The sequence below is a fragment of the Streptosporangium sp. NPDC005286 genome, from assembly GCF_040607515.1.
Taxonomy (GTDB): Bacteria; Actinomycetota; Actinomycetes; order Streptosporangiales; family Streptosporangiaceae; genus Streptosporangium.
In genome coordinates this window covers 1-15,838 of the sequence record NZ_JBEXGU010000126.1, presented here as the reverse complement: position 1 = coordinate 15,838, position 15,838 = coordinate 1, and the positions used below count along the sequence as shown (strand labels likewise).

Genomic DNA, 15,838 nt, shown 5'->3' with positions numbered 1-15,838 from the left:
GCCGCGGGTTCCCCCGGGACTCCCGCCGGACTTACAGAGCGGTGTGCCGGTCTTCCGGCGATTCGCTTATGACATCGGAGCGTGTGACGGTCCGTGTGCCGCCCGGCGGTCACGGGGTGCGAGATGTCCCTCGCCAGGTGGTCGATCGTCGTGTCGGGTCAACGGCCTTTTCTGACCTCACTTGTCCTCACGTCTCCGGCAAGGGAAATGTGCGAGGAGAATTGATGATGGAAAGCGTTTTCGGCGTTCTTTGTACGGTTTTTGAAGCGTTATCCGATACGGGTAGAGGTTCCTTTTTCCCTCTTGGAAGGGACTTGTGAATGACTTGGAAAGAGTCGTCGGGCAGTGCGAAACAAGACACCTTGAAATTGGTAATGAACTGTAGTAAAGGGCCGGTTCGGCAGCCGGGAGAAATGTGGCCGGTCTCCTTCGCTCCGGTTCTCACGCCTTCCGGGTGACGCCGGTGCTGACCAGGGCGTCCGTCGTGCGGCGGACTCGGCGCCGGCCCCGGCCTCCGTCGTACGGCGGCCTCACCGTGACCGTGGTCTCCGCCGGGAGGCTTCGGCGTCGCCGGTGGTTCGATCGGGAACGCGGGCCGGGTGCCGCCCGGCACGGCCCCGTCAGGGGAGTTTGGTCCAGGGGCCCGGGGCGTGGTCGTCCTTGGGGATCCAGAGCGCGGGCTGGAGCTCCCGCAGTCGTGGGGCGCAACCGTCGTTCCAGGGGAAGCGGCCCGCGGCGTCGGGCCAGACGATCTCCATGAAGGGCAGCGGGGGCCCCTGGTAGAAGTGCAGCGCGGTGCCGAACAGCGACCGGTACCAGCTGGTGTCCACCGCCTTCGCGACGACCGGGTAGTTCCTGATCACGTCGTCCCGCTCCCGGCCCTCGACCAGATGGTGCCCGGCGGCGATCCGGTCGGCCAGGGTGCTGAGGCAGTTGCCCATCACGTCCACCCGGAGACCGAGCATCACCACCTCGGGGGAGCGGAGCGTGTGCCACAGCCCGACGGTGAACGCCCAGCCGGGACCGTCCTCGTCCTCCGGGATCATGACAATCGCCCACCCCCGGTCCCGGATGCTCCGCAGCGTCCCGAGATCGGCCGGGTCGAGCTCCACCTCCCGCTCGACGCAGAGCAGGCAGTGGCATACCGGCTGGTCAGACATATGCCGAGCGTAGTGCTCTGTACGGATACAAGCTGACAAGTCCCCCGGCACCGCCCGGCCCTCCTGCATGCCGCCGAACGGGTCCGGACCGGCCGGGCGGGCGCGGGTCTCACCGGGTTCGACAGCGGGGGCCGCGGAGACGATCTCGGCTCGCTTCGCCCGGGAGGCGCGGTTCACCCGGAAGGTTCGCTTCGCCCGGGAGGCTCGGATCATCCGGGAGGCCGATGAGGATTCCCTGCCGGTGCGCCCACGCCGGATACGGGGTCCGGATCCGGCGTGAATTACCGGTCTGAATGTCGCCAGCCCGGAATCGGATGACCGCCATAGCTTTGCCCGGGTGAAGAGCCCTTCCCCATCTCGGCGGGACGGGGCTCGGCGATGAGAGGACATTCATGGATCTGCAGCTTTCCGGCCGCGTCGCGGTCGTCACCGGTGCCTCCAAGGGCATCGGCCTGGCCGTCACCCGCACCCTGCTCGAGGAGGGGGCCCACGTCGTGGCCGCCTCGCGCAGGAGCACTCCCGAGCTGGAGGCGCTCGGCGGCCCCGGACTGCTCCATGTGGCGGCCGACCTGACGGACCCCGAGGCGCCCGCCCAGGTCGTGGCGCGGGCCGTGGAGGCGTTCGGCGGCCTGGACATCCTGGTGAACAACGCCGGCGGCCCACCGCCCGGCGTGGCCCTGCCGCGCTTCTCGTTCCTGGCCCCCACCGACGACGACTGGCGGGCGATGTTCGAGTTCAACCTGTTCTCGGTCGTACGGGCCGTCCGCGCGGCCATCCCGCAGATGCTCCAGCGGGGCGGCGGCTCGATCGTCAACGTCTCCTCGGGCGGCGCCCGGCAGGCCGCCCCCATGAACGTCGACTACAACGCCGCCAAGGCGGGCCTGAACAATCTCACCAAGGCGCTGTCGGAGGAGTTCGGACCGCAGGGCATCCGGGTGAACACCGTCTCTCCGGGGCCCGTGCGGACCGCGTGGTGGACAGAGGAGGGCGGCGCGGCCGACATCATCGCCGCCCAGGCGGGCACCGACCGGGACACCGTGATCAACAGCGTCGCACCGGAGATGATGAAGCTGACCACCGGCCGCCTCGTCGAACCGCAGGAGGTCGCCGACGTGATCGCCCTGCTCGCTTCGCCGCGCTCGGCGAGCACCACCGGCGCGGACTTCGCCGTCGACGCCGGGTTCCTCAAGGAGATCTGAGGTCCCCCAGGCCGACCTTGGTGGCGATGGTCCGCGAGACTCCTGGCTCCGGGTGAGCTTCCAGCGGATCCAGCGGTCCGGGATCGGCAGGCGGCCAGGTCGGATCACCGGGGATTCTCGCCGCGCTCGTACGACGGCCGGCGGATGAGGGTTGAGCCGCTACTGAAACGTGCACGCGCGCGATCCCCGGGTGTCGGAAAAGCATTCGACGTCCCCGATGTCGCGCTGAGATAGTGGTCGGCGCCGGATGTCCGAAAACCGGATGTCCGAAAGACGGGGCCCGGCGGTTCGCCCGTGTCCTGCCCCTTCCCGGCGGCGGCGCCGGTCGCGCGGGCAGGGCCCCAGCAGACGTGTCGATCAACAGTGGGTGAGTCATGATTCCGGTCGGTGAGAAGGAGATCCGCGGATCCTTCGTCAACTGCTCCAAGGGGGAGGCGCGCAGGATCAACCTGCCCAGGAGCCTGCCGGAGACCCCCTGGGCCGACCTTGACTTCCTGGGCTGGCTCGACCCCGGCGCGCCCGACCGGGGCTACCTGGTCACCGAGCGGCGCGGCGAGCTCGTCGGCGTCACCCTGCGCCTCAGCCGGGAGGTGCACAGGAGCTATGCCAAGAGCACGGTCTGCTCGATCTGCGTGACACCGCACGCCGGCACCGGGATCTCCCTGTTCGTCGCGCCCAGGGCCGGCGCCGCGGGCCGCCAGGGCAACACGGTCGGCACCTACATGTGCGCCGACCTGGCCTGCTCCCTCTACGTGCGGGACATCAGGAAGACGGAGCTCGGCGTGCGGTTCGAGACGCTCGGCAACGAGGAGCGGATCATGCGAGTCGTCGTCAACCTGGAGAGCTTCCTGGACAAGGTCTTCGACGGCGACCTGAGCTCGGGCGCGGCCTGAGCCGTACCCGCCCGGAACCACAGCCGCCCGGAGCCGCGATCGCGGCCCCGGGCGGTCCTGTCGGAGCCGTGCCGGCTACCAGGCGACCGGCAGGGACGTCAGGCCGTACACGACGCTGAAAGAGCGGAAGTGCGCCTCGGGCTCGACCACGCGCAGCTCGGGGAAGCGCCCGAGCAGTGCCGGGAAGGCGATGCGCATCTCCATCCGGGCCAGCGGTGCGCCCAGGCAGTGGTGCACGCCGTGGCCGAAGGCCAGGTGACCGGGCGCGCCCCGGGTGATGTCCAGCGTCTCGGGGTCGGGCAGGAACCCGGCGTCGCGGTTGGCGGCGGGCAGCGCGCAGACCACCAGCTCGCCGGGCCCGATGACCTGGCCGGCGATCTCGACCTCCGTGGTGGTCACCTTGGCGGTGCCGGAGTGGACGATGCTGAGCCAGCGCAGCAGCTCCTCCACCGTCGCGTCGATGCGCTCGGGCTCCTTCCGCAGCAGCTCCAGCTGGTCGGGATGGCGGAGCAGGGCCAGCGTGCCCAGTCCGAGCATGTTGGAGGTGGTCTCGTGTCCGGCCAGCAGCAGCAGGGTCCCGATGCCGACGAGCTCGTGCACCGTCAGGTCGTCGCCGTGCTCGCGCACCAGCGTGCCGAGCAGTTCCTCCCCGGGATCGACCCGGGCGCGGGCGACCAGTTCGCCGATGTAGGCGCGCGACTCCAGCTGCGCCGTCAGACGCTCCTCGAAGGGCGCCCCCACATCGAGCATCTTGCTGCTTGTGCGCTGGAAGTCCTCCCGGTCGGCGTACGGCACCCCCAGCAACTCGCAGATCACCAGTGAGGGGATCGGCAGCGCGAACGACGACACCAGGTCGGCCGGGGACCCGGCGCGTTCCATCGCGTCCAGGTGCTCCTCGACGATGCGGGTGATCCGCGGCTCCAGCCGGCGCATCCGGCGGATGGTGAACTCCGGCGTCAGCACCCGGCGCAGCCGGGTGTGCTCGGGAGGATCGAGGGCGAGCATGTTGCCCGCGCGCAGCGCCGCGACCTCCTCCTTGCTCATCTTCGTGCCGGACGGCACGAAGTCGATCCCCACGGCGTTGCTGAACCGTTCGGGGTCGCTCAGCACCGTCCGTACGTCCGCGTAGCGGGTCACCAACCAGGCGTCGACGCCGAAGGGTGTGCCGGCACGCCCGATCCCCTCCCCGTCCCGCAGCGCTCCCAGTTCCGGATCCGGGTCGAACCCTGCTCGCCGCATGTACAGCGGAGGCGTCGGAGTCTCGCTCATGTAGCTCCCTTGCTGACCGGCCGTCCTGACTGTTCCGAAAAAACGATAACCAGCCGTCGCCTCCCCGCAAGGGATCCCGGCGGGCGGGATATCGACCACCGCGCTGACCTGCGCGCGCCTCGGAACCCCCGCGTTATGAGGGCGACACCGACGCTCCTGCCGGACCGACCGAAAAGACCCGCGGGCAGGCTGCCACCGGCATGGCGGAGCCGGCCGCGGTGACGATGCTCCGCGCACTCGTATTCGATCTAGCATGACGGTCTGGCCCCGGTACGGTGATCCGTCCGAGGTACATCCACCTGTTCACGGCGTCCCGGGTGATGACCGCGGTCATCGCGCCGGCTCGGTGATGTGAGAGGGCGGCAGGACGATGGACACCAAGGGATGGGCGGTCAGCGTCCCCTCGGGGTATCGCGTCGGTGACTGGCGGGTCGGCAGGCCCGTCGCCACGGGGAGCTGGGCGAGCGTCTACCGGGGAACGCGAGACGGGAGAGAGGCGGCGCTGAAGTTCCTGCCCACCGGCACGCTCACCCGGCGGCAGTTGCGGCACCTGCGGGACATGACGGAGCGGGAGTTACGCCTGCACGGCAGGCTCCGGCACCCCCGGCTGATCCGGCTGCGGGAGACGCTCGTCGTCGACGACGCCGGGAACTCCGAACTCGACGGCGCGTGCGTTCTGGTGATGGACCTGGCGGAACGGTCACTGGCCGATCTGATCGGGGAGGGGGCTCCGGTTCCCGGCGCGCCGAGGCTGATCGCCGAGATCTGCGAGGGGCTCGCGCACATGCACGCCGAGAGGTGGGTGCACGGAGACCTCAAACCCAACAACGTGCTCGTGATGGCCGACGGCTCGGTACGGCTCGCCGACTTCGGTCTGGCCACCGAGATGGACGGGACGCACGGCTACCTTCCCCCGATGGGCTCGGTGGACCACGTGCCTCCCGAGCGCTGGGGGGAGCCGCTGAGCGAGAAGGGGCACGCGGTGCGGGCCTCGGCCGACATCTGGGCGCTGGGCGTGACGGCGTGCCAGCTGCTCACCGGCCACCTTCCCTTCAGCGCCCCCACCGCTCGCGCGCGCTATGTGGCCGCCGTCGAGTACGCGGCGGGCGAGTCCCCCCTGTCGCTTCCGGTCTCGCTGCCCGAGGCCTGGCGCCCCTGGGTCAGCGACTGCCTGGACCCCAACCCGAGGTCCAGGCCCAGCGCGGTCCGCCAGCTCTACCGCGCGCGACTGCTGGCCGGCACCCTGACGGGTTCGCCCCGGCGAACGGGCCACCGGGTGGCGAAGACCATGGCCTCGGCGGTTCTCGTGCTGGCGGGTGTCTCGGGGGCGGGGATGGTCGACTCGCGGATGGCCGACCCGTTCGGGCGGTGGCTGCGCTCCGGCTCCGACATCCCCCGGGAGTATCGCGCGCTGATCGTCGAAACCGGCACGATGTGCGCCGAGCCAGGTCTGAGCCCGGCACTGGTCGCCGGAATCCTGAAGGCGGAGAGCGGCTTCGACGCGAACCTGTTCGACGCGGCCAAGGACGAGTACGGCCTCGCGCGCTGGACACCGTCGGTGCTCCAGTACTACCTGCCGCCCGACCGCCGGGGCACCATCCTCGCCCCGCCCCTCTCGCCCGAGGACACCATCCCCGCCGTCGGCCGCTACCTGTGCGGACGGTTGCCGCTGCTGGCCGGGGTGCCCGGAGACCCCGGGCTGCTGGGCGCGGTGGCGTTCCGCTCCTCCGACGACGTGGTCCGCCAGGAGGGCGGGATTCCCGCGCGCTTCCAGGCCCACGCCGACCTGGTACGGCGACACCGGGCCGCCTACGAGCCGTGATGCACCCGTTGTCTGGGAGGCCGTTCCCGCCGACGGATGAGCCGGAGGCGGCACGCGGACCTGGAACGGCGAGGGTGGTCCACCGGGCCACCCTCCACAGGGTGTGATCAGCTGTCCAGCCGCTTCAGATGCTCCTCCCGCACCAGGTCGAAGCGGAGCGCCACGGAGACCAGCGCGGCGCGCTGCCAGTCGGCCTTGCGCGAGCCCGACGGCGGCTTGACGCGCAGTTTCGTACGCGCCAGATAGTCGATGTGGAAGTTGACCGCGGCCCGGGTCAGTCCCGCGCCGCCGGGAACGTCGCGCAGCCGCTCCAGGATCTCCGGCACCGTCGGGATGACCGGGGACGAGCCGTCGCGCAGCCGCGGCTCGCAGAGCGCGATCAGCACGAGAAAGTACTTCGCCGTCTCGTCCACGGGGAAGCCGGAGACGGTCGGCTCGCCGACCGCCGCGCTCTCGGGCGCGTCGGGGTCGATGAAGCTGTGCTGCGAGGCGAAGACCAGGAAGGAGCAGGCGCCACCCGCCACCGGGAGCACCACGCGGGCGAACTCGAACGGCACGGGCGCCGCCACCCGCCGCGGAGCCACCTTGAGGAACTCCCCGCCGCCCTCCGGGTTCTCCACGACCAGGGTGGCGTCCCGGCTGAGGTTGGTGAGCAGCCAGTAGTCGTCCACGGCCCGGATGATCCCGGCCCGCCGGGAGATCCCCGGATGGTCCAGCGGGAAGTCGACCGGGGCGCTCTCCGTTCCGCGGCCGAAGGTGACCTCGCGACCCGGAGGAAGCTCGATGACGACCGCTCCGTCGTCGGGGGCCTCGGCCTGCAAGAGGATCGTCCGCATCTGTTCCGCCCCTTAGCACCCTGGAAGCTTCCAGGTTCCCAGAACATCACCCTATGCCGAACGATGTCGCTGTCGGCGCTGAATGTCGGGGGACCGGAGCGCCGGCGAATTCCACATGAAACAGCGGCTGGTCGACGAGGGTGACCAGCCGCTGTTTCCGCTTTCCGGGATTCGGAGCCGAGCCGCTCAGCGTGACCGAGCGCGGGCCGGCGGGTCGGCGCCGATCCGTGCGCTGATGCCGCCCGCTCGGTCGGGGCCATCACCGAGGACCAGGCCGGCAGCTGGATCGAGGAGCAGGCCGGGCGCGCGCGGGACGGCAGGCTCTTCCTCACGATGCCGCTGTTCGTCGCCGCAGCCCGCCGCCCCTGACCGGCGGTCTCAGGAGGCTCGTACCCTTTTTCGAGGAAGCGGGTAACAACCGAGGGTCCCCGGCCACTTCCCGGTGTCAGAAGAACACATCCGGGACGAAGGGGGCGGGGCGGTGACGGACGACTCGCAGAGATTCACCGGCATGTACGACGAGTGCCGGCAGCGCGTCTGGGCCTACGTGGTCAGCCGCGCGGGACGGCAGGTCGCGGACGAGGTGGTGAGCGAGACGTTCGCGATCGCCTGGCGACGGCTGGAGGACGTGCCGGAGCCGGCGCTGCCGTGGCTCCTCGGGGTGGCCCGCAACGTGCTGCGCGACAACATCCGGGCGGAGATCCGGCGGGACGCGCTCAGCGCCGAGTTGCGGGCCTGGACCGAGGACGACGTCGCGGATCAGGTCACCGAACGGCTCAGCGTGCTCAGGGCGCTGACCGGGCTGTCGGAGGACGATCGGGAGATCCTGATCCTGACCGCCTGGCAGGGGCTCTCCCCCCGCGACGCGGCCCAGGTCGTCGGCTGCTCTCCGACCACCTTCTGGGTGCGGCTGCACCGCGCTCGCCGGCGGCTCAAACAGCGGATGGACACCGCCGTGAGTCCCGAGCCCCGGATGAGGAACCTCAGCGAGGAGTGGTCATGAACCCCATCGATCAGCTGCGGGCCGCACGCCCCGCGCACCTGGACGACACCCCGGTCGACCCGCGTACCAGGGCCGCCGAGCTCTCCCGCGTCATGGCGCGGCCCCGGCCGGCCCCGGCCAGGCGCAGGATCGTACGCCCGGTGTGGGGTCTCGGCCTCGCCGGAGCCGCCGCGGCCGTGACCGCGGTCGCCGTCACGATCTCCGCGACCGGCGGTATGGCGCCGCGCGCGCCCTCCGCCCAGGTGATCTCGAGCCCGGCGACCGCCACCCCGCGCATCGAGCTCTCCGGGAGATCCATCCTGCTCGCCGCCGCCCACGGGGCGGCCCGCCAGCCGGATGTGACCGGCGCCTACTGGCACACCGTGTCGGTGAGCCGGAACCTGTTCGAGGCGGCCGACGGGGACTACACCGTCGTGGACCGGCAGCGGAACGAGGTGTGGACCCCGTCGGCGACCGGCGGGGAGCAGTGGAGCCGGACGAGCTCCCTCGGCGCGGAGCCCGCGGGTCCGGACGACAGGGCGGCCTGGGAGCGGGCCGGTTCCCCGGCCGAGATCCAGGTCAGGTCCCCCAAGAGGGGCAACAACCCGAAATCCGCAGGTTTCACCCTGTCGACCGAGCCGGGAGCGGCGCAGGACGGCCACGCCCCCCTCGTCGACGGGGACAAGGTGTTCTGGCTGGGCCGCAACGTCACCATGAAGGACCTGCGCGGCCTGCCGAAGGACCCGGACAGGCTCAAGGCGTGGCTGCTGCGCTCGTACGGGGGGCACGGCACCGAGTCGGACGCCCCGATGTCGTCGGACGCCTGGCTGTTCGCCGTCACGGTCGGGCTGATCACCGACATGCCGGTCACCCCGCAGGTGCGCGGTGCCGCCTTCCGGATGCTCGCCGACCTGGAGAGCATCGAGGTCGTCCGTGACGTCGTCGACGCGGAGGGCCGTACCGGCAGCGCCGTCGCCATCGAGGAGCGGGTCAGGGCGAAGGCGGACGCCAAGGGCGGCGAGGGGATCCTGCGGAACCGCCTGATCTTCGACGAGGTGACCGGGCGGGCACTGGCCAGGGACAGCGTCGTGGTACGGCCGGGCGGCCTGCAGGCCGGATTCGCGCCGGGCACCGTGTGGAACTCCGAGACCGTCCTCGAAGCCGGCTGGACCGACGAGAAACCCGCCTCCTGACTCCCGGAGGACTCGCCGCACTCCCGGGGCGTACGGCGAGTCCTCCGGGCGAGGCGCCGGACCTCCCCAGCCGTTCGGAGAGCCGTACGGATTCGGCTGGAGGTGGCACGGGAGCGCCTGGAGGAGTCGGTACGGCTCCGCCGGGAGCTCGGCTTCCTGCCCGGTGTCGCCGCGAACCTGGTCGGGCTGTGCTACATCGCCCTCGCGCAGGGCCGCCGCGACGACGCGCTCGCCCTGGTCGAGGAGGCGGGCACGCTCGCCGAGGCGACTGGCGCGAAGGCCATCCTGCGCCAGGCCGAGGAGGCACGCGGGCAGCTGTAGGCCGTCTCGCCGGGGTCCGGCCCCTGGCGGGCGAGGCCGGGGCGACGGCCCGCGATCTCGGCTGTCTTCCACAACCGGGCATATTTGCTATGTTTAGTAAATGGCGAATATGTCATCGACGCTCTCGCTGCGGGGATGTGCCCTCCACTACGCCGACAGCGGTGGCGACGGTGTGCCGCTGGTGTTCTCGCACGGAGCCGGGGCCGATCACGTGATGTTCGACGCCCAGAGCGAGCAGCTGCGCGCCCGGGGATACCGGGTCGTCACCTGGGACATGCGCGGCCACGGCCGCTCTCGCCCGGCGGGCGTTCCGTTCACCGCCGAGCAGGCGATCGCGGACCTGTGCGCGCTCATCGAGCACCTCGCGCTCGATCGGCCGGTGCTCGTGGGACAGTCCCTCGGCGGCAACCTCGGCCAGGCGGTCGTCCGGCGGCATCCGGACCTCGCCCGGGCGCTGATCGTCATCGACTCGGCGTGGAACACCGGGCCGCTGTCATGGACGGAGCGCCTGTTGCTGAAGGTGGCCGCGCCGAGCCTGTCGATGATTCCGGCCGGCCGCCTTCCCGGCGTGATGGCCGAGGCCTCCGCGGTGACGGAGGGCGCGCGGGCGGATGCGCGGCGGGCGTTCTCCCTGCTGTCGAAGCGGGAGTTCGTCCAGGTGTGGCGGGCGACCGTCGAGCTCCTCGACCCGGACCCCGGCTACCGTACGCCGGTGCCGCTGTGCCTGATCCGCGGCGAGCGAGACCGTACCGGCAACATCGCCTCGGCCATGCGCGGGTGGGCCGCGGTGGAAGGCGTCCAGGAGGTGGTCATCCCCGGCGCGGGCCACATCGCCAACCAGGACGACCCGCACGCGGTGAACGCGGCGATCGAGGCGTTCCTGCGTACGCTCCCGGACTCGGGGCGGGCACGGCGGTGAGCGCGACCAGGCGTAGCGCGTTCATCACCTCGGTGGGTGACCTGCTGGCCTCATGGAACCTCCCGCACGCGACCGGTCGCGTCTACGGGCTGCTCCTGATGACCGAGGAGCCGGCCTCTCTCGACGCGATCGCCGCCGAGCTCGACCTGAGCAAGGGCGCGGTGAGCACCGCGGTGCGGCAGCTGAACTCCTGGGGACTCGCCAAGGTGATCCCGCAGCCCGGCAGCCGCAGGCTCCTGGTGGAGGCCACCGGAGGGATCGAGTCACTGCTGGAGGCCAGCCACGCGCGGGCCAGAACCCTGATCGCCGCCCTGCGCGACGGCGAGGCCCTGCTGGGTCCAGGCCCCGCGCAGGACCGGCTCCAGGACGTGATCGGACTGTTCGCCGGCTATGTCGACGTCGGGAGCCAGTTGCTCGACAGACACCGCCGCTAGCGCCACGGGAAGGGAGAAAGGATTCAGCCGGAGATGACCTCGTTGAAGTTGTCTGCGGTCAGCTCGATGTTGCTCATCCGTGGTACTCCTGCTTGGTGGTGGTCCGAGAGCTGAGACGGTTGGGGTTGGGCGTTGGGCACCGCGAGGTCGCGGCGCCCAACGCCCAGCCATGGACGGCGGTCTTCGTGCTGTCCGCTCACCTCTTACGCGGTCATCGGGCGGCGACGGCCTCGGTGGTCTCGACGTCGTCGGCCGTCGTGGGGGCGGAGTTCTTGGGGCCGCGCAGGGCGATGTAGACGAACAGAGCGCCCATGACGGCGACGCCTGCCCACATGGCCTGCTGCCAGCCGTCGACGAAGGACTGCTGGGCGGCGCGGACCAGGTCTTGGGCGTGCGAGCCGGTGCTGCCCGCCACCTCGACGGCGTTGGCGATACCCTCGCGCGCGGTGTCCGCGGCACCCTGGGGAATGCCCTGCAGGCGGTCGTCGATGGCGCTGCGGTAGCCGGCGGACAGCAGCGCTCCGAGCAGGGCGACGCCGAGGGCGGTGCCGAATTCGCGGGTGACGTCATTGAGGGCGGAGGCGACGCCCTGCTTCTCGCGCGGCAGGGAGCCGGTGATGGCCTCGGTGGAGGGTGTCATCGACAGGCCCATGCCGATGCCCATGGCGAGCATGCCGGGCAGGATGGTCAGGTAGCCCCCGTCGACGGAGACGAAGAGGGCCATGAGGGCCAGTCCGGCGCCGGCCAGCGCAATGCCCGCGGCCATGGTCGAGCGGGAGCCGATGCGTGCGGCCAGCTTGGGGGCCAGGCCGGAGGTCGTCATCATCATCACGGCCATGGGCATCAGCGCCAGCGTGGACAGCAGCCCCGACCAGCCGAGCACGGCCTGGAAGAACGGGAAGAGAACCACGGCGATGCCCGCCTGGACGCCGAAGACCACCAGCAGCGTGATCGAGCCGCCGGCCAGGCCGCGCTCACGGAACAGCCGCACGTCCAGCAGCGATGAGTCCCGGCGGTGCAGCTGCCAGGCCACGAAGCCGATGGCGGCGATGAGACCGACAGCGAGACTGATCAGAGTCACGGGCGCAGTCCAGCCACGCTCGGGACCCTCCTGCAGGACGAAGATGAGCCCGACCACCGCGACCGTGGATACCAGCGCGCCGACGGTGTCGAAGCTGTGGGCGGACCTCTCGCGGGAGTTGGGGACCGACTTCAGCGTCATGGCCAGGGCCACGATGATCAGGACCACGGGCAGGACGAACAGCCGGCGCCAGTCGGCGACGTCGACGAGGAGCGCGGAGAGGAACATGCCCAGGATGCCGCCGCCTCCGGCGACGCCGGTCCACACACCGATCGCCGTGCCACGTTTCTCCTCGGGGAAGGTGGAGGTGATGACGGCGAGAGTGATGGGCATGATCATCGCAGCGCCGATACCGCCGGCCACGCGCGCGGCCAGCATCACCTCGGCCGTCGGAGCCAGGCCCGCCGCGACGCCGGCGACGCCGAAGACACCCAGCCCGGCGATCAGCATGGGCTTGCGGCCCAGGCGGTCACCGATCGCGCCGAGCGGCAGCAGCAGCGCGGCCAGGGTCAGGGTGTAGATGTTGATGATCCACAAAATGATGTTCTGTGAGGCGCCGAACTCGACGGCCATGTGCGTCTGGGCGACGTTCAGCCCGGACACCGACGCGATGACGGCCATCAGCGCGATGGAGACCGCAATCAGAATGGTGCGCAGCTGGCGTGCATCCGGTGCGCCTCCGCCGCTTCCGTCAGCGGCCGCCGCCTGTGGAGGCTGGTTCGTACTCATGGATTCCTCTCAAAATGGGCATGCAGCGTCAGCGCCGGAGCAGGTCCGGTCGCCGAAGTGGATGGAGTAGGGGGCCGGCCACCACGCGCGGCTGAGCGCGGGTGCGCGGTGGGCTGGTACGAGCCCTGACGTCAGGCGGTGGTGCCGGTCTGGGCGGAGGCGAGGGCCGCGTCGGTGTCGGCGATGGCCAGGAGGGCGTTGACGTGGGAGCCGGCCAGAGCGCCCGCCGCGGCGGAGGCGCCCACCTGGGCGGTCAGGTCGGTGGCGTTGCCGGCGACCCACACGCCCGGCACCTCGGTGGTGCCGGCCATGCCGGAGGCGAAGCGGCGGCCCATGTTGTCGGGCAGGTCCTCCATCGGCAGCTTCAGACCGTCCAGGCCCTCGGTGCGGGCCTGCACCTGCGTGGCGACCGCGAGGACGCGGCGGGCCACGACCGTGCCATCGGTCAGGCGCACGCCCGCGATGCCGCCGTCCTCGCTCGTCATGACTTCCTGCACCGGGGTGTCGATGATGCGGATGTTGCGGGCGGCGAAGCGCGCTCGGGTGTCGTCGTCGAGATCGGTGCCGTGGGTGAGGTAGACGAGGTCGTCGGTCAGCTGGCGGAACAGCAGCGCGTGGTGGATCGAGGCGGGGCCGACGGCGAGGATGCCGATCGGTTCGTCGCGTACCTCCCAGCCGTGGCAGTACGGGCAGTGCACCACACCGTGCCCCCAGTGCTCGGCGAGGCCGGGCACGTCTGGCAGCACGTCCCGCAGGCCGGTGGCCACCAGCACGCGGCGTGCCGTCACCGTGCCGCCGTCGGCCAGGCTGACCGTGAAACGCAGATCACCGTCGACGGCTGGGGCGGCCGGTTCGGCAGAGGTCACCTCTCCGAAGACGACCTGGCCGCCGTACTGGCGCACCTGCTCCCGGCCCCGCTTGAGCAGCTCGGTGGGCGGCGTGCCGTCCAGCACGATGAAGCCGTGCATGGCCTTGGCAGGCGCGTTGCGAGGCGTCCCGCTGTCGATCACGACGACCGAACGGCGGGAGCGGGCCAGCATCAGGGCACCGTTCAAGCCTGCGGCGCCGCCGCCGATCACCACAACGTCCACGGTCTCACCGGGCAGTGCGTCGCTCGCGTACGCGGAAGTCCGCACAGACATGTCGCGCCCTTTCATCGTGCGTGGCCCAACCCTTCCGGGCCTTCTGCACACGACGTTAAACCCGCCTTGCATCACAGGCATATGATGTTGCCCATGACGCAAGAAATCGGAGACCTGGACAGCCTCGTACGCAAACGCATCCGCGCCCTGCGAGTCGCACAGGGCTGGTCCCTGGAAGAACTGGCCACCCGCGCCAACCTCAGCCAGTCCTCACTGAGCCGCATCGAGAACGGCCAGCGCCGCCTCGCCCTGGACCAACTCGTCACCCTCGCCCGCGCCCTGGACACCACCCTCGACCAGCTCGTCGAGACCGCCACCGACGACGTCGTCACCAGCCCGATGATCGACGGCACCCACGGCCTGATGCGCTGGCCCGTGAAGGGCGACCCCGGCATGAGCGTCGTACGCCAGCGCATGACCGAGCCGCCGCCCGACAACCCCTCCCGCATGCGTGCCCACCCCGGCCGGGAATGGCTGGTCGTACTCTCCGGCACCGCGATCCTCATGCTGGGCCACCGGCGCTTCCGTCTCGAGACCAACCAGGCCGCCGAGTTCCCCACCATGATGCCGCACGCCATCGGCGCCGAAGGCGGACCGTGTGAAATTCTGGGCATCTTCGACCGCGATGCCCGCCGCGGACACCAGCGCGACAACGGCGGCGACTGCGACACCCCCGGCATCCGCGAATGACGGCAACGCGCACCCTCGGTACGGGTGGGCCTTGCGCGTCGGGCACCGCCACGCGCCGACATCTTGCGCATCCCGGGAGCCGTCGTGCCGTGTAGGCAAACCCGCCTTACGGTGACGGCATGACCCACACACACCCGCACACCCCTCACCAGGGCGCGCAGCACGGCCACCACCAGCAGGACGACGCCGGCCAGGCGGAGATCCTCGACCTGGACGCGGAGGTCCTCGGTGAGCACATCGCGTCCATCACCGCATGGCTGCCTCTGAAGGCCGGCCCGCGCCATATCGTGGACCTGGGCTCCGGCACCGGAGCGGGCACCTTCGCCCTCCTCGACCGCTTCCCCGAGGCGCACGTCACAGCCGTCGACGCCTCGCCCGGACACCTGCAGCGCCTGCGGAAGAAGGCATGCGCCCAGAATGCGGATGACCGCGTGCGCACCGTGCAGGCCGACCTCGACGCCGCCGACTGGCCCGACCTCGGCACGCCGGACCTGGTCTGGGCCTCGGCCTCGATGCACCACATGGCCGACCCCGACCGCGCACTGCGCAACGTCCACGGCATGCTCGCGCCCGACGGCCTGTTCGCCGTCGTCGAGCTGGCCGGATTCCCGCGTTTCCTGCCCGAGAATGCCCCGGAGGACCGGCCCGGCCTGGAAGACCGCTGCCACGCCGCGACCGAGCGCTTTCACGCCGAACACGTGCCCCACCGCGGCGCCGACTGGGGGCCGATGCTGATCGCCGCCGGGTTCACCCTCGAAGGCGAGCGCACCATCGCCGTGAACATCGAAGGCTCCCACCGCGAGGCCATCGGCCGCTACGCACTCAGCAGTCTGCTACGCATCCGCGGTGCCGCCGCACAGGCGCTTCCGGCCGCAGATCTCGCCGCGCTCGACCGGCTGCTCGACACAGACAGCCCGCACAGCATCCTGCGTCGCGACGACCTCTCGGTACGCACCGAACGCACCGTCTGGGCCGCACGCCTCAGCTGATCTGCAATCTCCACGCAGGTTGCCCGCCGGGCGGCATCGGCGCCCAAACGGGAGCCGATGCGCCGCTTCCTATTCAGGCAGGAAGGCGCGCAGTTCCGCTCGGCATTGGCGCCGGGGCGGGAGTCACGAAACCCCGGCGACCTGCCCGAGCCGCCGCTCCGCGGGCACGGGGCCCGCGG

General features: G+C 71.0%; 15 protein-coding genes. 10 read left to right on the top strand and 5 right to left on the bottom strand.

Annotated features, from left to right (window positions below; translation table 11 throughout):
* Positions 1-620: 620 nt before the first annotated feature.
* Positions 621-1,160, bottom strand: coding sequence for a DUF4262 domain-containing protein (locus ABZU75_RS33420; protein ID WP_355563045.1), 540 nt, complete (start codon positions 1,158-1,160; stop codon positions 621-623).
* A gap of 392 nt (positions 1,161-1,552) precedes the next feature.
* Between ABZU75_RS33420 and ABZU75_RS33415 the strand changes: the two genes are divergently transcribed.
* Positions 1,553-2,359 carry an SDR family oxidoreductase gene (locus ABZU75_RS33415; protein WP_355563042.1) on the top strand — a complete coding sequence of 269 codons (807 nt, stop codon included), beginning with the start codon at positions 1,553-1,555 and terminating at the stop codon, positions 2,357-2,359.
* Positions 2,360-2,733: 374 nt separating this feature from the next.
* Entirely contained in the window at positions 2,734-3,252 is a 519-nt protein-coding gene (locus tag ABZU75_RS33410) for an FBP domain-containing protein (protein ID WP_355563039.1), read from the top strand.
* Positions 3,253-3,327: 75 nt separating this feature from the next.
* Here the strand turns inward: ABZU75_RS33410 and ABZU75_RS33405 are convergent, their stop codons facing one another.
* Complete coding sequence (locus ABZU75_RS33405) at positions 3,328-4,521, bottom strand: cytochrome P450 (protein ID WP_355563036.1); 1,194 nt, start codon at positions 4,519-4,521, stop codon at positions 3,328-3,330.
* Positions 4,522-4,891: 370 nt separating this feature from the next.
* Between ABZU75_RS33405 and ABZU75_RS33400 the strand changes: the two genes are divergently transcribed.
* Positions 4,892-6,343: a serine/threonine-protein kinase gene (locus ABZU75_RS33400; protein WP_355563033.1), complete on the top strand. Its 1,452-nt coding sequence runs from the start codon at positions 4,892-4,894 to the stop codon at positions 6,341-6,343.
* Positions 6,344-6,450: 107 nt separating this feature from the next.
* Here ABZU75_RS33400 and ABZU75_RS33395 read toward each other — a convergent pair whose 3' ends face one another.
* Positions 6,451-7,179: a winged helix-turn-helix domain-containing protein gene (locus tag ABZU75_RS33395; RefSeq protein ID WP_355563031.1), complete on the bottom strand. Its 729-nt coding sequence runs from the start codon at positions 7,177-7,179 to the stop codon at positions 6,451-6,453.
* Positions 7,180-7,660: 481 nt separating this feature from the next.
* On the opposite strand from ABZU75_RS33395, the gene ABZU75_RS33390 reads away from it, so the two are divergent.
* The 5 genes from ABZU75_RS33390 (at position 7,661) to ABZU75_RS33370 (ending at position 11,028) form a co-directional block, all read left to right on the top strand.
* Positions 7,661-8,182: an RNA polymerase sigma factor gene (locus tag ABZU75_RS33390; protein ID WP_355563028.1), complete on the top strand. Its 522-nt coding sequence runs from the start codon at positions 7,661-7,663 to the stop codon at positions 8,180-8,182.
* Positions 8,179-9,354 carry a CU044_5270 family protein gene (locus ABZU75_RS33385; protein WP_355563025.1) on the top strand — a complete coding sequence of 392 codons (1,176 nt, stop codon included), beginning with the start codon at positions 8,179-8,181 and terminating at the stop codon, positions 9,352-9,354. The genes ABZU75_RS33390 and ABZU75_RS33385 overlap by 4 nt, the downstream gene beginning before the upstream one ends.
* Before the next feature lie 102 nt (positions 9,355-9,456).
* The gene (locus ABZU75_RS33380) at positions 9,457-9,675 is read left to right on the top strand and encodes a hypothetical protein (protein ID WP_355563022.1); all 219 of its coding nucleotides are present in this window, start codon (positions 9,457-9,459) and stop codon (positions 9,673-9,675) included.
* Positions 9,676-9,775: 100 nt separating this feature from the next.
* Positions 9,776-10,594: an alpha/beta hydrolase gene (locus tag ABZU75_RS33375; RefSeq protein ID WP_355563019.1), complete on the top strand. Its 819-nt coding sequence runs from the start codon at positions 9,776-9,778 to the stop codon at positions 10,592-10,594.
* Positions 10,591-11,028, top strand: a complete 438-nt coding sequence (locus ABZU75_RS33370; RefSeq protein WP_355563016.1) for an HTH domain-containing protein — start codon at positions 10,591-10,593, stop codon at positions 11,026-11,028. Before ABZU75_RS33375 ends, ABZU75_RS33370 begins: the two co-directional genes overlap by 4 nt.
* Before the next feature lie 211 nt (positions 11,029-11,239).
* Here ABZU75_RS33370 and ABZU75_RS33365 read toward each other — a convergent pair whose 3' ends face one another.
* Positions 11,240-12,730, bottom strand: a complete 1,491-nt coding sequence (locus ABZU75_RS33365) for an MFS transporter (protein WP_355563013.1) — start codon at positions 12,728-12,730, stop codon at positions 11,240-11,242.
* Positions 12,731-12,969: 239 nt separating this feature from the next.
* Entirely contained in the window at positions 12,970-13,980 is a 1,011-nt protein-coding gene (locus ABZU75_RS33360) for an NAD(P)/FAD-dependent oxidoreductase (RefSeq protein ID WP_355563010.1), read from the bottom strand.
* Positions 13,981-14,073: 93 nt separating this feature from the next.
* Here ABZU75_RS33360 and ABZU75_RS33355 point away from each other — a divergent pair, with 93 nt between their 5' ends.
* Together ABZU75_RS33355 and ABZU75_RS33350 are read left to right on the top strand one after the other, a co-directional pair.
* The gene (locus ABZU75_RS33355; protein ID WP_355563007.1) at positions 14,074-14,670 is read left to right on the top strand and encodes an XRE family transcriptional regulator; all 597 of its coding nucleotides are present in this window, start codon (positions 14,074-14,076) and stop codon (positions 14,668-14,670) included.
* A 119-nt stretch (positions 14,671-14,789) separates the two neighbouring features.
* The gene (locus ABZU75_RS33350; RefSeq protein ID WP_355563004.1) at positions 14,790-15,659 is read left to right on the top strand and encodes a class I SAM-dependent methyltransferase; all 870 of its coding nucleotides are present in this window, start codon (positions 14,790-14,792) and stop codon (positions 15,657-15,659) included.
* Positions 15,660-15,838 lie beyond the last annotated feature (179 nt).